General features: G+C 59.3%; 10 protein-coding genes and 1 pseudogene. 4 read left to right on the top strand and 7 right to left on the bottom strand.

Features of this window, described 5'->3' with window-relative positions:
• The first annotated feature begins 34 nt into the window (after positions 1-34).
• The gene (locus A8O26_RS22605) at positions 35-7,792 is read left to right on the top strand and encodes a leucine-rich repeat domain-containing protein (RefSeq protein ID WP_064119944.1); all 7,758 of its coding nucleotides are present in this window, start codon (positions 35-37) and stop codon (positions 7,790-7,792) included.
• 16 nt (positions 7,793-7,808) lie between these two features.
• Here A8O26_RS22605 and argR read toward each other — a convergent pair whose 3' ends face one another.
• Positions 7,809-8,789, bottom strand: a complete 981-nt coding sequence (argR, locus tag A8O26_RS22610) for a transcriptional regulator ArgR (protein WP_034153329.1) — start codon at positions 8,787-8,789, stop codon at positions 7,809-7,811.
• 91 nt (positions 8,790-8,880) lie between these two features.
• Between argR and A8O26_RS30680 the strand changes: the two are divergent.
• Positions 8,881-8,973, top strand: a pseudogene (locus A8O26_RS30680) (DUF4381 domain-containing protein); the annotation flags it as partial.
• Positions 8,974-9,034: 61 nt separating this feature from the next.
• Here A8O26_RS30680 and A8O26_RS22615 read toward each other — a convergent pair.
• From A8O26_RS22615 to acs, 6 genes are all read right to left on the bottom strand, one after another.
• Positions 9,035-9,799 (bottom strand): ABC transporter ATP-binding protein, encoded by a 765-nt coding sequence (locus A8O26_RS22615; protein WP_003227281.1) that lies wholly within the window; start codon positions 9,797-9,799, stop codon positions 9,035-9,037.
• Positions 9,800-9,826: 27 nt separating this feature from the next.
• On the bottom strand, positions 9,827-10,939 hold the full coding sequence (locus A8O26_RS22620) for a M14 family metallopeptidase (protein ID WP_064119945.1): 1,113 nt from the start codon (positions 10,937-10,939) through the stop codon (positions 9,827-9,829).
• Position 10,940: 1 nt separating this feature from the next.
• Positions 10,941-11,639: an ABC transporter permease gene (locus tag A8O26_RS22625; protein WP_007912703.1), complete on the bottom strand. Its 699-nt coding sequence runs from the start codon at positions 11,637-11,639 to the stop codon at positions 10,941-10,943.
• On the bottom strand, positions 11,636-12,325 hold the full coding sequence (locus A8O26_RS22630; protein ID WP_007912702.1) for an ABC transporter permease: 690 nt from the start codon (positions 12,323-12,325) through the stop codon (positions 11,636-11,638). The genes A8O26_RS22625 and A8O26_RS22630 overlap by 4 nt, the downstream gene beginning before the upstream one ends.
• Positions 12,326-12,416: 91 nt before the next feature.
• Complete coding sequence (locus tag A8O26_RS22635) at positions 12,417-13,190, bottom strand: ABC transporter substrate-binding protein (RefSeq protein ID WP_064119946.1); 774 nt, start codon at positions 13,188-13,190, stop codon at positions 12,417-12,419.
• 728 nt (positions 13,191-13,918) lie between these two features.
• Entirely contained in the window at positions 13,919-15,874 is a 1,956-nt protein-coding gene (gene acs / locus A8O26_RS22640; protein WP_034153332.1) for an acetate--CoA ligase, read from the bottom strand.
• 465 nt (positions 15,875-16,339) lie between these two features.
• Between acs and A8O26_RS22645 the strand changes: the two genes are divergently transcribed.
• Both A8O26_RS22645 and A8O26_RS22650 read left to right on the top strand, forming a co-directional pair.
• A complete protein-coding gene (locus A8O26_RS22645; RefSeq protein WP_008084846.1) occupies positions 16,340-16,600 on the top strand; it encodes a DUF2790 domain-containing protein in 261 nt (86 codons plus the stop codon).
• Positions 16,601-17,161: 561 nt separating this feature from the next.
• Positions 17,162-18,412, top strand: a complete 1,251-nt coding sequence (locus A8O26_RS22650) for a ribonucleotide-diphosphate reductase subunit beta (RefSeq protein ID WP_064119947.1) — start codon at positions 17,162-17,164, stop codon at positions 18,410-18,412.
• Positions 18,413-18,438: the final 26 nt, after the last annotated feature.

Genomic DNA, 18,438 nt, shown 5'->3' on the forward strand with positions numbered 1-18,438 from the left:
TGCTGGCCACTTTCCCGCCGCCAAGGATTGGCCGATGCAACCCAGCGAAGCACTCTCCCCCGCCCTGAGCGCCGATGCGCTCAGCCCCCGCGCCGACGCCCACTATCTGCATCTGCAGGCCAGCCTGCCGCAGTGGCTCGGCAATCTGTCAGATGCCAGACGCCAGGCATTGAAAACCACTCAACCCGCCCAGCCACAAACGCTCCAGACCCTGCCGGCAGGCCAGCACCAGTTATTGAAAACGCTCAACGCCGCACACTGGAGCGCACAAAGCGCAGTCGACCAGCGTCTTCAAGACTTCAAAGATGCCAGCACCTTTGCCGAGCCCTTGTTGAAGGCTGCGCTGAAAACCCGCTTCGATCTGGATCTGGACGTCAGGACCACATTCCTGCGTCTGTACCTGCCCAGCACCCTCCCGCTGTTTGCGCTCGACAGCGGCGGTGCGCGCACCTGGACCGTGTCCCTGCTGGATGCGGCGCTGCACAACTTCGAGCAGAAAGAGACCGAGGACGACGCTTATGAAGCGGCATCGACCTTCATTACCCAGCCTTCGGCCAGCGGCCAGTTCGACACGCTGCCGCAGGTCAAGGCAAAGCTCAGCATCGCGGCCTTCACCGGGTTGTGCCGAGCGCTGGATATCGGCGCGCAGTACAGGGCGTATCTGCAACAACACCTGGGCTTCAGCGACCCGGCGAACGCGGCGGACTTGCGGCAAAAGATCGACAAGAGTCAGCGGGCTGCGCTGCACGCCGCGCTGCAGTTTGCGCGGATGAACCGCGACATCAGTGAAGGCTACTTCCGTACGATCAGCGCCCTGGCTGAAGGCCTTCCTCATCTGCGGATCAACGGCCAGCCGCTGCAATGCCACAGCCTGACGATGATGGCCGCGCCCCTCAGCGACATCATTGTCTTCGCACCGCCGGCGGACGAACCGCGCACCATTGCCCGAGTGGTCGCCTATGTGCCGGATGACCCGCAGCATCCGATCAAGGAGTACGCCTCGTCCGCCGAAATGGAAGTCGAATTGACCCGCCAGTTGCGCTGCGCCGACTACCAGAAATTCTTCAGCCGCTTCATCCTTCACGACCAGCGCGGTGTGTTCTTTTCCAGCCTCAACAATCGCCTGAGTCGAGTGACCTGGCACGCGCCGGAGCCGGGCAGTCAAGCGCCGGCATGGCGCGACACGCCCTTCGAGCGGCCCGACCTGCAACTGGCCGCCACACCGATTCGCCTCGAACTGTGGGAGCACCTGTATCAGGGCAAGCTGAACAAAATCCTCAATGACGCTCGGGTCATCGCCGTCGCCACCGCCACGGTCGATTCGCGGGCGCGCTGGGCGCTATGGGATTCCTTTGTCGGGATCGCCTCGGCTATTGTGCAAACCGCCGCGTTCATCATTGCGCCGTTCGTGCCGGTGCTCGGGGAAATGGTGATGGCGTACATGGCCTATCAGTTTCTCGACGAGGTGTTCGAGGGCATCGTCGACTGGTCAATGGGCCAGAGCGCCGAGGCGATCCAACATTTGATCGGCACCGTTGAGTCGCTGATTCAACTGGGCGGTTTCGCGGTCGGTGGCGCCATCGCCGTCGGCGAATTTCGTAACGTCCTGCCCAAGGACATCGTCGCTTTCATCGACCGCTTCAACCCCGTGCAAATGCCCGACGGTCAAACCCGCTACTGGCAACCCGATCTTGGCCGCTACGCACAAAATATCGCCCTGGATGCGCAATCGCGGCCCAATGAACTGGGCCTGCTTCAATACCAGCAAAAGCAACTGCTGCCGCTGGACAACGCGCATTTCGCCGTGAGCGAAGGCCAGGTTCCCGGTCAGTACCGCATCGAACACCCCAGCCGCCCCGAGGCTTACCGACCGCGGGTGCGCCATAACGGCGACGGCGCCTGGCACAGCGAACTCGAACAACCGCTGGAATGGGACACACCGACGGCGCTGCGGCGCATTGGTCATTCGGTTGAATCACTGACGCCGGCGCAACGCGAGCGCGTGCTGCACATCAGCGGCGTCGACGAGCATGCCCTGCGCCAGATGCACGCCGACCAGCAACCGCTGCCGCCGTTGCTGGCCGACAGCATTGCGCGCTTTACCATCGATCAGGATCTGCAGCGGTTGATCGAACAACTGGGCAGCGAGTCCGCCGCGCAGTATCGCGCCGCTGACCCGAGCACTCAGTTGCAACTGCTCAGCGAATACGGACGCTGGCCTGCCGACAAACGTCTGCGTCTGATCAATCAGCAAGGCGAAGTCATTTGGCAGTCGACAACCGACGAAACCTTGCCCGTCACCGACCTTCATGCAGACAACCTGATCGAAGGCGACCTGCTCAAGACGTTGCTGCAAACACTCGACGAACAAGACGCCAAAGCGTTGCTGGGCGAAGCCTTCGCCGACGCTGATCTGCCGCTGGACGTGCGCTCGCACAACTTGCGCCGGCAACTGCTGCAACACGCCAACGCCCAGCGCAACACGTTGTTTGAATCGCGCTATCGGGACCTGCCCCGAACTGACGATCCATTGTTCGACAACATCGCCGAGCATGCGCCGTCGCTGCCCACAGCCGTCACTGAAGCGCTGCTCAACGATGCCAGCGGCGATGAACTGTTGCTGATCAGCGAAGGGCAAGTTCCGCCGCGTCAGCAAGCCTTGATTCAGCTCGCCAGTGAAGAAGTACGCGTGGCGCGCGCGTTCGAAGGGCTGGAGCTGGACTCGGTGAACAATCCCGACAGCGACACGCTGGCCCTGCACAGCCTGCGCTTCGTACCCGGCTGGACCGGTGAGGTGCGCATGGAAATCCGCGACGGGCGCTATGAAGGTAAGTTGCTCGACAGCACCGGCCGCGCCGATGCACCGGCGCAAAAAGTGTTGGTCAGGCAGAACGATGGTCGCTACCAGCCGTTCGATGAGCGCGGCCAGGAACTGCATTCGGCGACTGATCTGTACTCGAGCATTCTCTACGCCCTGCCGGATGCCGAACGCCAGTCGATGAACCTGCACATTGGCCAGACCGAGCCACTGAAAACCGCGATCCGTGCCCGGCCTCTTGCCCGAGATGAATTGCGCGTGGCGATGGCCCTGCCGGCCACTGCCGATCCACAGCTGGAAGGCTTGCGTCTGGTGGGACGCAGAAGCTGGCCCGACACGCAGCTGCTTGAGGGCGGCGAGCCTTCGGTTGCCCTCGCGCCGCTGGAGCCGATTCAACTGATCTATCGAGATTACACCGCTAACGATGCTCAGGAATTTGCGCTGAGGTATCGCCACGACCCGCTGGCGATGAGAAACGAACTGCATCGCCTGAGGAGCGAACTCGCCCGGCTGCAGGACGATCTGCGACTGTGGGAAACCCAGATTCCCCCGATCAATCCGGCCAACGGCATGCCCTGGACGGTGATTGAACGGCGCCTGGTAAAACAGAGCCGGGCGACATTCAGAAATGACCTGGAACGCTGCTGGCGCCGGCAAACGCGCAGTTCCGCCGGTTACCTGTTGCAGATCAAGCAGCCGATCATTGGCGACCTTCCCGTGCTGGATGCCGACTTCAGCCATGTCGTCTCGCTGAGTATCAACGGCAGCCCACATACCACCGGGGTCGATGGTTTCTTGCAACAGTTTGCACAGCTGCGACATCTCGACATGCAAAACCTCAATCTGCGCAGTCTGCCGCCCGCGATCAGCGCCATGCCGAAAATGCAAAACCTGATCCTGCGTGACTGCGGCATCAGCCTGCCTGCCGACAATCAATCGCTGTTTTCGCCTTTCGCGGAACTCTCGTTGCTGGACCTGCAAGGCAATCCGCTCGGCGTTTCGCCGCAGGTGCAGGCGATGCCTTCGCTGCGTTTTATCAATCTCACCAAGACCGGCATTGCGTCGCTGCCGCACGGTCTGCTCGATCATCCACGCTTGATCACGGGCCGCTTTATTGGCAATCAGCTCACCGACATTCCCCCAGCCTTTTTCGACCTCGCACCGGTGCTCAGCGAAGGCTTCAGTTTTGCCGACAACCCGCTTTCCCCTGCCAGCCGGGAGCGGGTGAAAACCTACTTCAAGGACACTCAAAAGCATTTCGGCGTCGTGCCTGAAGCGACGGATGTCAATCGCCTGAGCAATCTCTTCCCCGACCTCAGCACCGAGCAAACAACCGAGTTGCTCTATCAACTGCCCGGCACCCTGGTCGACGGTCGTGCGCAGCTGGCTGCCTGGGAAAGCGAAGTTGGTCGGTTACACGATGACCTCGCGCAGTGGAGCAACACCATTCCCGAGCACTCGCCCGAGACCGGCCAGCTGTTGACGTTCAATGAACAGGTGAGCGAACGCCTCGCCCGGCAGGCGTTCAGCAACAAGCTTGAGCAGTTGTGGCGCCAAGGCCCACCGTTAGCCGCCGCGCGCAACGTTCGACTGGATGCCGCGTTGGAGTTCGTCGGCGATATGCCGGTGTTGCGCGCGGACTTCAACCACGTGCGTGAAATCATCCTCGATGGCAACCAGCACATCTCGGCACTCTTGCCATTCCTGCAGCAGTTCCGGGAACTGAACCTGTTGGAGCTGAATTTTTTCGACCTCGAACCGGCAACGCTGCCATCGCTCGACAGCTCGCAACTGCTGACGTTGCGCCTGAAAAATTGCGGCGTGCTGATGACGCCGCAAACCCAGGCCGCACTCTGCGCCATGCCGCAGTTGCAGATACTCGAATTGCGCGGCAACCCGCTCGGGAGGTTTTTTGATCTGAACCTGCTGCCGTCGCTCAAACACCTCGACCTGTCTGCCAGCGGCCTGAATGAACTGCCAGCGGGGCTTGCCGACGGCCCTTACCCAAGAACCGTACTGCTCAGTGAGAACAACTTCGTCGAACTGCCCGACGCGCTGTTTGCCATGCCGGCCGAGCACAGCGAAGGCATTAACCTGGCCGATAACTCAAACCTCTCCGCTGCCGCGCGCAACCGCATCAAGAGTTACTACCGCAACACCGGGAACGATTTCAGCGTACTGGCAGACTCTGCGGATATCGACCTGGCGAGAACGCTGTTTCCGAGCCTCGACACCATCGACGCCAGCGAAATGATTTATGACCTGCCCGGAACCCTCGCAGACAGCCGGACCCAACTCCAGGCCTGGAGTATGGAACTCGATGGACTCAAGCAAGACCTGCGGACATGGGCGTTGCAGGTTCCGGTGCAAGACCCGTTGACTGCTGAGGCGCTGGATGCCGTCGAGATGTACAACCACTACACCGCCCGAACCGACTTTGCCCAACAGTTACAACTCTTCTGGCAAAGCCGCTCGCGAGTCTCGGGCATGCGCGAGGATCAATTGCTGGCCAACCTGACCTTCAGCGGAGAGATGCCGCCGCTCAGGGCCGATTTCAGTCATGTTTCCAGCGTGCACCTCATGGGCAACGCGGGGATTGCCGATGTCAGCGCATTCATCCAACTGTTTCCCCACGCCGAGGTTCTGGAACTGCACAACTTCGCCTTGGGGCACATGCCGGCCAGTCTCGGGCAGTTGCCCCAGCTGAAAAAACTGACCCTGGGCAACTGCGCCATTACCCTCACGCCTGAGGGGCAAGCCCTGTTGCATTCGCTGAGTGACCTCGAATATCTGGACCTGGGCAACAACCCACTGGGCTTGAATCCGGATCTGACGCCGCTGCCTACACTCAATGATGTGCGCCTGTACAACTGCGGCATTGGCGAAGTGCCGAAGGGTCTGGTCACGCATCCCAACCTGAGAAATGCGCAACTCAACAGCAACGCCATCACTGATCTGCCAGAAGATTTTTTCGCCCTCGACATCGATCTGGCCGACGGCATCGATCTGGCCAATAACCCCTTGTCGACAGCCACCCGAGATCGCATCAAGCACTTCTACGCCGGCGCCGGTTATGACATTGGCGTACTGCCTGATCTGGCCGACATCAGCGCTGTGCAGGCACTGTTTCCCGGGCTGAGTATCGAAGATGCCACCCAAGTGATCTATCGATTGCCGGGCACCCTGGCAGACGGCAGCGCGCAATTGGCGCGTTGGCAAACAGAAGTCGCGCAAATGCTCAGCGACCTCGCGGCCTGGTCGGAGCGTGTGCCGACCGGTACACCAGGATTAAACATGAGCGCCGCCGACAGGGCCGCGCAGCGTGTCGATCGCAGAGCGTTCAGCCGCACCGTGGAATGGCTCTGGCGCAGCCGGCAAACCAGCAAATCGGAACTGCGGATCAACGCGTTCAACATCGATCTGAACGTGATCGGCGAGCTGCCGACACTGAATGTGGATTTCAGCCACGTCAGCCAACTGGCGCTGCAGGGTAACGTACGGCTGAGCAGCGTTGACGGTTTTCTGAAATGCTTTACCGGCCTGGAAGCGCTGGAAATGCGCCGCTTTGCCCTCGGCCAGTTTCCCCCGTCCATCGCCCGCATGAGCCGACTGAAAACACTCGCGCTGACCAGCTGCGGCATCGTTTTCGATGACTCGGCGCAAGCCGCACTGGCCGCGCTGTCTGGCCTGCGAGGGCTAGACATGTACAACAACCCGCTGGGCCGCGTCCCGCAAATTGCACCACTGAGCACACTGGATTTCATCGACCTGTCCAGAACCGGAATCGATCAACTGCCCGCCGGCCTGCACGAACTGCCCAACCTGAAAGTCGCGCTGTTCAGTGAAAACCATATCCGCGAATTGCCCGAGGGGATTTTTCAACTGCCGGACGACATCAGTAGCGGTTTTGACCTGGACCATAATCCGCTGACAGAGCCCACACGCGAGCGGATAAAAACCCACTACCGTGAGCACGGCATTGATTTCGGTGTGTCGATCGGCGATGAGGACAGCCAGTTGGCCCGCACGCTGTATCCGCTTTCCAGCGATGCCAACATCAACCATATCGTCTATAGCTTGCCCGGCACGCTGGCTGACGGTCGCGTTGAACTGATGCGCCGCCAGATCGAGCTTGCGACCATGATCCGTGATCTCGAAACATGGACACAGGAGTCGCCGATCAACGCCGACGACTCCACGCCACTGGACGCCGAAACCCTGCGCCTGCAGCGAGGGTACAGGGACCAATTCAAGGCTCGCCTGGAATATTGCTGGCGGCAGGTGCCCATCGTCGGCCAGACCGGACTGGAGTTCATTGCCGATTTACCGCTCATGGGCGAATTGCCAACGCTGTCAGCCGATTTCAGCCATATCCAGACACTCAAATTGAACAGCAGCAGCCTGACGCCACCGCGGGTCGGACGATTCCTTGAGCACTTTCCCAACCTGCAATCGCTGTCCATTCAGGGCTATCGCTTGGGCGACCTGCCCGAGGCGGTGCTGGCCATGGACAAACTCAAGGCACTCAGCCTGCCGCAGTGCCAGATCAGCCTGACTGAACAAACCGCCGAGGCGCTGGCCAATTTGAAGAACCTCCACAAACTGGTGTTGCGCGACAACCTGCTGGGGCGCACACCCGATGTGCGCCAGATGCAGGGGTTGACCTGGCTGGATTTGAGTTACACGGGCATCACTGACGTACCGGCAGGCTTGTTCGATTGCCGCCACCTGCACTCTGCCAACCTCTCCTGGAACAGCATTTTCGAGGTGCCGGTCGCGTTGCTGAGTAACAGCGCATCGGAGTTCGACTTCAGTGGCAATCTGCTCTCCGAGATCAGCCAGCAACGCGTGGCCGCGCAACGTCTTGCCCGCGAGCACGTGCTGATGCTGCAAGAGCAATCCGACGGTTCATCGATTACCCCGGTCAACGAGGCGTCAGCGACGCTGAGTGAAACATCGGAGTCTTTGTTCTGATGGTATCGGCGACGGTTTAACCGCGCTCGGGCGGCACCGACGACAATTCGAATGGACTGCTGCTGCGCCGCTGGTTGCGATCTTCCCGCGGCGTGGCACCGAAGAAGTTGCGGTAGGCGCTGGAGAAATGCGGCCCCGAAGAGAAGCCACACGAGAGGCCGATCTGAATGATCGACTTGCTGGTTTGCATCAACATCTGCCGGGCCTTGTTCAGGCGCAGTTCCAGGTAGTACTGGCTCGGCACACGGTTGAGGTATTGCTTGAAGATCCGCTCCAGCTGACGGCGGGATACACACACGTGCTGGGCGATTTCGTCGGTGGTCAGCGGCTCTTCGATGTTGGCTTCCATCAGCAACACCGCCTGGGTGAGCTTCGGATGGCTGGAGCCGAGACGGTTCTGCAACGGAATGCGCTGACGCTCGCCACCTTCGCGGATGCGTTCAACCACCAGTTCTTCCGAGACGGCACCGGCCAGTTCTGCACCATGATCGCGGGCCAATACCGCCAGCAACAGATCGAGAACAGACATGCCACCGCACGCCGTCAAGCGATCGCGATCCCAGTCGAACAGGTGACTGGTGGCGATGACTTTCGGGAAGCGCTCGGCGAAATCGTCCTGCCAGCGCCAGTGCACGGCAGCGCGATAACCGTCGAGCAAACCGAGTTGCGCCAACGGGTACACACCGGCGGACAGACCGCCGATGACCGTGCCCGCACGCACCAGTTGCTTGAGCGCACTGCTAAGAGCCGGGGCCAACGTGGTCGGCGGCTCGTCAGCGAGGAGGAACAGTTTCTGGAAGTTTTCGAGCTTGCCGGTCCAGGCTTCACCGGGCAATTGCCAGGCGCCTTCGGCCGGTGGCTCGGCCTGCAGGAACGACAATTCGTAGACCACGTCCGGGTGCACACGCTGAGCAACACGCAAGGCTTCCTCCGCCAGCGCCAGCGTCAACGCTTTAGTGCTGGGCCAAATCAGGAAACCAATTCGATGGGCAGTCATGGGCGGGCAATCCGAAGCGAAGAACAGTGATGAAGGCATGGGCCAATGCTAGCCCGTAAATGAACACAAATCATGAGGCTGACAAAGATCCATTGTGGGAGCGAGCTTGCTCGCGAAGGCGGCGTATCAGTCAACATCGTTGGTATCTGAACTACCGCTTTCGCGAGCAAGCTCGCTCCCACAGGGGATTTTGGTCAGTCTCTAGGTCGCGAAGCATGACCTAATTTGGTGCATAACGGCAGCGATTACTTGAGGCTGCCCGAGAGGAATTGCTGCAAACGTTCCGATTGCGGATTGACCAGCACTTCGCGTGGGTTACCGCTCTCTTCCACCACGCCTTTGTGCAGGAACACCAACTGGTTCGACACTTCACGGGCGAAGCCCATTTCGTGGGTGACCACGACCATGGTGCGACCTTCCTGAGCCAGCGCTTGCATCACCTTCAGCACGTCGCCAACCAATTCAGGGTCAAGCGCCGACGTCGGTTCGTCGAACAGCATCACTTCCGGCTCCATCGCCAGCGCACGGGCGATCGCCACACGCTGCTGCTCGCCACCGGACATGTGCCCCGGGAACGCGTCTTTACGATGGGCCACGCCGACCTTGTTCAGGTAGTGCTCGGCTTTCTCGCGGGCTTCAGCCTTGGAGACGCCGAGTACATGCACCGGCGCTTCCATGATGTTTTCCAGCGCGGTCATGTGCGACCACAGGTTGAAATGCTGGAACACCATCGACAGGCGCGAACGCATGCGCTGCAGCTGTTTCGGATCAGCGGCTTTCAGCGCGCCGTCCTTGTTCGCTACCAGTTTCAGCTCTTCGTTGTTGAGCAGAATCTTGCCCGCGTGCGGCTGCTCGAGCAGGTTGATGCAGCGCAGGAAAGTACTTTTGCCGGAGCCACTGGAGCCGATGATGCTGATCACATCGCCGGCTGCCGCTTTCAGGGACACGCCCTTGAGCACTTCGTGACTGCCATAGCGTTTATGCAGGTCTTGGACTTCAAGTTTGTACATGCGGTCGGTTCTCACAAAAACAGTCAGTCAGTCGTTGAGCAAGCGCCCGTGACGCAGCGCTTCGCGCCCCGCCACCTTGGCCAGCCAGAAACCGGGTTGGGCATAACGCAGCCGTTCAATGGCAAACAGCACCCCGGAGGTACCAGCACATACCGTGCTGACCCGATCGGACAGAGGATCAATCACTTCAAAAATCTCGTCGCCCGCCTCGACCCATTCGCCGGGCTTGCGCAGAAAACTCACCACGCCAGGGTGCGGTGCGAGCAGCAACTCGGTGCCTTCGAACGGCATGCCTTCACAGGCTTCGTGCGCCGGGTTCGGCCACTCGCCGGTGAGCAAACCTTGCTCGGCGAGGAACGCGAGAATGCCTTCAGCATACGCGCAGGCTTCAGCGCGACCAGTGTCGGCCTGACCGCCCAGCTCAATGGTGGTCGCCAGACACGCCAGCGGAATCTGCGCATCGGGGAACTGCCGCGACAGGCGCAGCCACGGCAACGAGCACGCTTCATCGAACGAACTGCCGCCGGAATCTTCCGCCAGCAATCCGACCTTCACATTCAGATGCGCCGCCAGCGAACGCCACTGCGGCCAGTGCTGCGGCAACGCATACATGTGCAGCGCGGCTTCGGCATCGCAATGCAGATCGAGCACCACATCAGCCGTGCAGGCATGGCTGAGCAATACGCGCTGCATGCCTTGCAACTGGCTGCTCGCCTCCGGCAATGCCGCCAAGTGATCAGCCATCGCCTGACGAATCAGGCGCACATTGGCGTGAGGATCATCACCGAGACGGTCGGCCAATGCCGCCGCAACCGGCGCGCTCAGCTCAACGAAATCACGGTTGAAATTCTTGCCGCTGCCCGCTTCGAAACGGCCTTGGTGATTGCCTTGCAGCAACTGCCCGAGACCCAACGGGTTGGCGACCGGCACCAGTTCGATGACGCCGTTGAGCAAGCCTTTGGCTTCGAGTTCGCCGAGGCGCTTTTTCAGCTCCCAGGCGGTGCGCATGCCCGGCAATTCATCAGCGTGCAGGCTGGCCTGAATGTAGGCCTTGCGCTCGCCGCGTCCGAAGCGGAACACCGAAATCTTGCGCTCGCTGCCCAGGTGGCTCCACGGCAATACGTGGTCGATGCGTTCCATATCAGTGCTTCCGCGGGGCCAGGTAGCTCAACCAGCGACGCTCGGCCAGTTTGAACAGTTTGACCAGAATGAACGTCAGGCACAGGTAGAACACGCCAGCGGTGATGTACGCCTCGAACGGCAGATAGAACTGCGCGTTGACCGTGCGCGCCGCACCGGTGATGTCGATCAGGGTGACGATGGAGGCCAGACTGGTGGTCTGCAGCATCATGATCACTTCGTTGCTGTACTGCGGCAGTGCCCGGCGCAGGGCCGATGGCAGCAGGATGCGTTTGTACAGTTTGAAGCGCGACATGCCCATGGCCTTGGCCGCTTCGATCTCACCGTTCGGCGTGGCCTTGAGGCTGCCGGCAATGATCTCGGCGGTGTAGGCGCTGGTATTGACGGCGAAGGCCAGGCACGCACAGAACGTTGCGCTGGACAGCCACGGCCACAGGAAGCTTTCGCGTACCGCTTCGAACTGCGCCAGACCGTAGTAGATCAGAAACAGTTGCACCAGCATCGGCGTGCCACGGATCACGTAGGTGTACAACCACGCGGCGCCGTTGACGACCGGGTTCTTCGAGACGCGCATCAGCCCCAGCGGCAGGGCCGCGAGCAGACCGAAAAACAGCGACAGCGCGAGCAGTTTGAGGGTGGTCAACAGGCCGCCGAGGTACAGCGGCATCGCCTCCCAAATGACGTTGTAGTCGAAGATCATAGATCAGCCGCCCTTACGCCTACCGAGTAGCGCTTCTCAAGTTGACGCAGGATCAGCAACGAAACACTGGTAATCACCAGGTACATCGCCGCCACTGCGAGGAAGAAGGTGAAAGGCTCGCGAGTGGCATCTGCCGCCTGCTTGGCCTTGAACATCATGTCTTGCAGACCGACCACGGAAATCAGCGCGGTCGCCTTGGTCAGTACCAGCCAGTTGTTGGTGAAGCCCGGAATCGCCAGGCGAATCATCTGCGGCACCATCACCCGGAAGAACACCTGAAAACTGCTCATGCCGTACGCCATGCCCGCTTCGGCCTGACCTTTGGGAATGGCCATGAACGCGCCACGGAAGGTTTCCGACAGGTACGCACCGAAGATGAAACCGAGGGTGCCGATACCGGCGGCCAGCGGATTCAGATCGATGTAGTCGTCATAGCCGAGCATCGGTGCGACGCGGTTGAGCAAGTCCTGACCGCCGTAAAAGATCAGCAGGATCAGCACCAGATCGGGAATCCCGCGGATCACCGTGGAATACAGATCGCCCAGCCAGGCCAGCCAGCGCACCGGCGACAGGCGCAACGCGACACCGATCAGCCCGAGAACGATGGCCAGAGCCATGGACGACAAGGCGAGCTGAAGCGTCAGCCATGCGCCATCGAGGATGACAGCCCCGTAGCCTTTCAACATGATTCAGGTCCTCGAAAGTTGGGATGAAAAAATGGCGCAAACCGCAGAGATCCTGTTGCTTGCGCCATTTCGGACTTGTCGCAGAGACGTCTTACTTGCCGTAGATATCGAAGGCGAAGTATTTGTCCTGGATTGCCTTGTACTTGCCGTTTTCGCGGATGGCCGCGATGGCTGCGTTGATCTTGTCTTTCAGAGCGTCGCCCTTGCGGACTGCGATGCCTACGCCGTCGCCGAAGTATTTGACGTCGGTGAACGCAGGACCAGCAAACGCGAAGCCCTTGCCGGCGTCGGTGTTGAGGAAGCCGTCTTGCAGCAGGGTGGCGTCAGCCACGGTGCCGTCGAGGCGACCGGCGGCCACGTCGAGGTAGATTTCGTTCTGCGAGCCGTACGGCTTGATCTCGGCACCCAGTGGCGCGAGGACTTCGCGGGCGAAACGTTCGTGGATCGAACCACGTTGCACGCCGATGTTCTTGCCTTTCAGCTCAGACAGATTGTCGCTGACAACGCTGCCTTGCTTCATGACCAGACGTGCCGGGGTGTTGTAGTACTTGTTGGTGAAGTCGACCGACTTCTTGCGATCTTCAGTGATCGACATCGACGACAGGATCGCGTCGATCTTGCGCACTTTCAGTGCCGGGATCAGACCGTCGAACTCTTGCTCGACCCACACGCACTTGACCTGCATCTGCTCGCACAGAGCGTTGCCGATGTCGTAGTCGAAACCGACGATGCTGCCATCCGGTGCTTTCGAGGCGAACGGAGGGTAAGCCGCTTCGATACCGATCTTCAGAGGTTTTTCGTCAGCGAAGGCATTCAGCGACAGCACGGACAGTGCCAGGGCGCCAAGCAGCACAAGTTTCTTCATCTTGGGACTCCATCGGTAAAGGGCAAAAACGGCAGAGTGAGCGACAGCCCAATATGCGAATGGGTGAATCGGGAAATCGGTTGCTGCATCGGTGGGAAATTTCCCATTGAAACCGTCAGAGGTTTCAACGTCAGCCACGATGAGCGAGTGATCGGCATTCTAACGACAGGCCGGAAGCCGATATTTCTTCAATGCGACAACTAATTACAGATGCACAGAGAAAGCGACTTTGGCGCATTGACAGCCCTGCAATTTCATGCAGGAGCGAAAGACAGTGAACCGATCTATGCTGCAAATTGCGGGCCTATTATTCGCAAACCCTTCTAATCCGGCAAGCGCAGCGTTGTGTCTTATTTTTCACCGGGGGTTTCGAGGCTCTAAAACGGGGCGATGCGTTTCCCTTCGCCCCGCTCCGGGGCGGGCGGTTACACATTCGGTTACGTGGAAAGCGGCGGGTAACAGTGGGAAATGTCTTACGGGGGAGATCGATAATTATTGGTTGGGTGAGTCCGCGCTCCGACAGCGGACTACACCAGCGTCTGACAAATTGCCTTCGCGAGCAGGCTCGCTCCCACAGAGATCTGCATTTTGTCTGAAGGTACTCGGTCAAACTGTGGGAGCGAGCCTGCTCGCGAAGAGGCCAGCCCAGCCACCACAAAACCTCCAGACACAAAAAAGCCCCGCCCGGCATACACCGGACAGGGCTTTCTTCTTCTCAGACCTGCTACTTAAGCAACATTCATGGTCTTGTGCGTATCAATCAAATGCTGCACCACACCCGGATCCGCCAGGGTCGAGATATCTCCCAAGCCATCGTATTCCGCCGTGGCAATCTTGCGCAGAATGCGGCGCATGATCTTGCCCGAACGGGTCTTCGGCAGCCCCGGTGCCCACTGGATAACGTCCGGCGAAGCAATCGGCCCGATCTCTTTACGCACCCAGTTCTTCAACTCCAGACGCAGCTGCTCGGTCGGCTCCTCGCCATTCTTCAACGTGACATAAACATAAATGCCCTGCCCCTTGATGTCATGCGGCACACCCACCACAGCAGCCTCAGCGACTTTCGGATGCGCAACCATCGCGCTCTCGATCTCGGCCGTACCCATGCGGTGGCCGGACACGTTGAGCACGTCATCGACACGCCCGGTGATCCAGTAGTAACCATCGGCATCACGACGTGCGCCGTCACCGGTGAAATACATGCCACGGAAGGTCTTGAAGTAGGTATCGACGAAACGATCGTGATCGCCATACAGCGTGCGCGCCTGACCTGGCCACGAATCAAGAATCACCAGATTGCCTTCAGCCTCGCCCTCGATGATGTTCCCGAGGTTGTCGACCAGCGCCGGCACCACACCAAAGAACGGACGCGCCGCCGAACCCGGCTTCAGCGCGTGCGCACCCGGCAACGGGCTCATCATGTTGCCGCCGGTTTCGGTCTGCCACCAGGTATCAACGATCGGGCAACGCGACTTGCCGACATTCTTGTAGTACCAGTCCCACGCTTCCGGGTTAATCGGCTCGCCGACCGAACCGAGCAGACGCAGGCTACTGCCATCCGCGCCTTCAACAGCAGCCTGACCCGAGGCCATCATCGCGCGGATCGCGGTCGGTGCGGTGTAGAGGATGTTGACCTTGTGCTTGTCGACGATCTTCGCCACCCGGGTGATGTCCGGATAGTTCGGCACGCCTTCGAACAGCAGCGTGGTCGCGCCATTTGCCAGCGGGCCGTAGACGATGTAGCTGTGGCCGGTGACCCAGCCGACGTCGGCGGTGCACCAGTAGACTTCGCCCGGGCGGTAGTCGAACACGCGCTCGTGGGTCATTGCCGCATACAGCAAGTAACCACCGGTGGTGTGCTGCACGCCCTTCGGCTTGCCGGTCGAGCCTGAGGTATAAAGGATGAACAGCGCTTCTTCCGCGCCCATCTCTTTCGGCGCGCAAACAGTGCCCGCCACTTTCATCAGGTCTTCGTACCAGATGTCGCGATGCTGGTTCCACTTGATGTCGCCACCGGTGCGTTTGCACACAATGACTTTCTGGATGCTGCTGGTTTCCGGGTTGGTCAGCGCGTCGTCAACGTTGGCCTTGAGGGAAATCTTCTTGCCGGCGCGAATACCCTCGTCGGCAGTGATCACCACTTTCGATTTGCAGTCGATGATGCGACCCGCCAGGGCTTCTGGCGAGAAGCCACCGAACACCACCGAGTGAATCGCGCCGATCCGGGTGCAGGCCAGCATGGCGACCACGGCTTCGGGAATCATCGGCATATAAATGGTCACCACATCGCCGCGGTGCACGTCCTGACCACGCAGGGCGTTGGCCAGTTTGCACACTTGTTCGTGCAGTTCGCGATAAGTGATGTTGCGGCTTTCGGAAGGATCGTCGCCTTCCCAGATGATCGCCACTTGATCGCCGCGCTCGGCCAGATGGCGGTCGAGGCAGTTGTAGGAAACGTTGAGGGTGCCGTCGGCAAACCACTTGATGTCGACATGGTGATCGTCGAAGGAAGTCTGTTTCACCGTGGTGAAAGGTTTGATCCAGTCGAGACGCTGAGCTTGCTCGCGCCAGAAGCCATCAGGGTTGACGACCGACTGCTGGTACATGGCTTTGTAGGTCGCCTCGTCAGTCAGCGTGTTAGCCAGAACCTCGGGACGAACGGGATACAGAGAAGCCGCACTCATCTTTCCTACCTCGGTGTAATAGTTGTTTTTGTATGACCCTGTTGTAACGGGGCGGGGGCCATAGAACCATTCGACGATGGTAGTAACAAGCCCCTACAAATCCTCCACCTACCCCGCACCCAGGCCCCGAGCCGCTTATTCAGACAGCCCACAACCCCTGTGGGAGCTTGCCTGCAAGCGATTCAGACAACTCGGTCCCACAGACAAAACACCCGGTTATCAATCCCCATCTCAAGGGATTGTTACCAAATCTGCCAAAGGTGTTTATCAAAACCCGCTCTGTTTACCCCCACCCCACCTCCCTAAAATCCACCTCGCCGACAAGGCAAACACGATTAACAACGATACAGCCCCCACGAAGGCCGTTAATCCAACTCTCAAGTAATAACTGCAAACGATGAAGTTCCACACGCAATCCTAAAAAGGTTGCGTGACCCCACTCGACCTCAAAAAGGTAAATCTGAAATGAAAGCTTTATTGGTTCTGGCCCTCAGCAGTCTGTGCGCAACCGCCATGGCAGATGAGGTCCCGACTGATGTCGCACAGCAACAACCGGTTATCGAGGAATACACTTACTCCACGCACCTGGACATCGCCAACGTCGTATCGATGAGTGAAATTCCCAACGTCTGCGAAGTAGTACCGGCAAAAATGGAGTACGACGACTCCAAAGGTCAGCGTCACATCCTGCGCTACAGCGTGATGGGTAACGGTTGCACCAATTAATGATTGCAGACTGCACCGAATTGGATCTCTCAGCGCTTCATTGAGGGTCGATTCCAGCCCGACTTCGGTCGGGCTCAGTTGTGTCTGTAGTCGTTGAAAAGGGTTGCAAAACACAAGATATAGTGAAAAATGCGGTTTTTTGCTCATTTCTTGAGCAACCAAAGCCCGGCGAAAAAATTAATCAAAAAAAATTCTCACGGGCCAACATCGGCGAAAGCCCTGTAAACCCTCGCTCCGACTCAAATCGCCCTCCCGCTCGACCGCCCTGCGCGCTTTCGCCCTCCCCCACGAGCACAATTTTTTCCCTATAATGCCGCCCTAATCGGGTCAGCAATATTCCCTTACAGGGATCAAAGCCATTCTGAAGCCCCGCAGTCGCGTTCAACGTGATCTGCGCCCGTCAGAGGCTCTCGGAAACCCGTACAAAATTCTGTTTTATTGCCTGCGTATAGCTGCAAAAAACGATTCCTTAAGATCCAACGCGGTCTGTACGACCGTGTGAAAAACCAACCAATCAGGTTTCACACGGGCGACAGGCCCTCACGCAGGAGACGACACGTCATGCTGAGCTGGGACGAATTCGACAAAGAAGACAGTGAAGTAGCAGCAGTGAAAGGCGCCAACGCCGGCCACGCTACTGAAGCCAACATGGACCGCCTCGACAACGCTGGCGGTGCCGCCGCGATCGAAGCCCGCGCCGTGACCGCCGACGACTCGGCCGCTGTCGCCCGCGCCAAGGCTGCACTGAACTCCCTCGACGTTGCCGAAGGCCTCGCCGAACTCGAAGGCGCCTCCGCCCGTGTCGCCGTTGACGAAAAGCGCATGATCAACTGCCGCGCCGACCTCAACCAACTCGTGCCATTCAAGTACGACTGGGCCTGGCAGAAGTATCTGGACGGTTGCGCAAACCACTGGATGCCACAAGAAGTCAACATGACCGCCGACATCGCCCTCTGGAAAGACCCGGAAGGCCTGACCGACGACGAGCGTCGCATCGTCATGCGCAACCTCGGCTTCTTCTCCACCGCCGACTCCCTGGTTGCCAACAACCTGGTACTGGCCGTGTACCGCCTGATCACCAACCCGGAATGCCGCCAGTACATCCTGCGCCAGGCTTTCGAAGAGGCGATCCACACCCACGCCTACCAGTACTGCATCGAATCGCTGGCCATGGATGAAGGCGAAATCTTCAACATGTACCACGAGATCCCATCGGTCGCTAAAAAAGCCGCCTGGGGCCTGAAGTACACCCGTTCGATCTCCGATCCGAAGTTCGAAACCGGCACCCCGGACACCGACAAAGAGTTGCTGCGCAACCTGATCGCCTACTACTGCGTGCTGGAAGGCATCTTCTTCTACTGCGGCTTCACCCAAATCCTCTCCATGGGCCGCCGCAACAAAATGACCGGCGTCGCCGAGCAGTTCCAATACATCCTGCGCGACGAATCCATGCACCTGAACTTCGGCATCGACGTGATCAACCAGATCAAAATCGAAAACCCACACCTGTGGGATGCTGAGATGAAGGAAGAAGCGACCCAGATGATTCTGCAAGGTACGCAGCTGGAGATTGAATACGCGCGTGACACCATGCCTCGCGGGGTGTTGGGTATGAACGCGGCGATGATGGAGGATTACCTGAAGTTCATCGCTAACCGTCGTTTGTCGCAGATTGGTTTGAAAGAGGAATATCCAGGGACGACTAACCCGTTCCCTTGGATGAGCGAGATTATGGACTTGAAGAAAGAGAAGAATTTCTTTGAGACTCGGGTTATTGAGTATCAGACTGGTGGTGCGCTGAGCTGGGACTAATAGTCTCGCTCGGCATGATTTGACGA

Source organism: Pseudomonas fluorescens, from assembly GCF_001648775.1.
Classification (GTDB): domain Bacteria; phylum Pseudomonadota; class Gammaproteobacteria; order Pseudomonadales; family Pseudomonadaceae; genus Aquipseudomonas; species Aquipseudomonas fluorescens_M.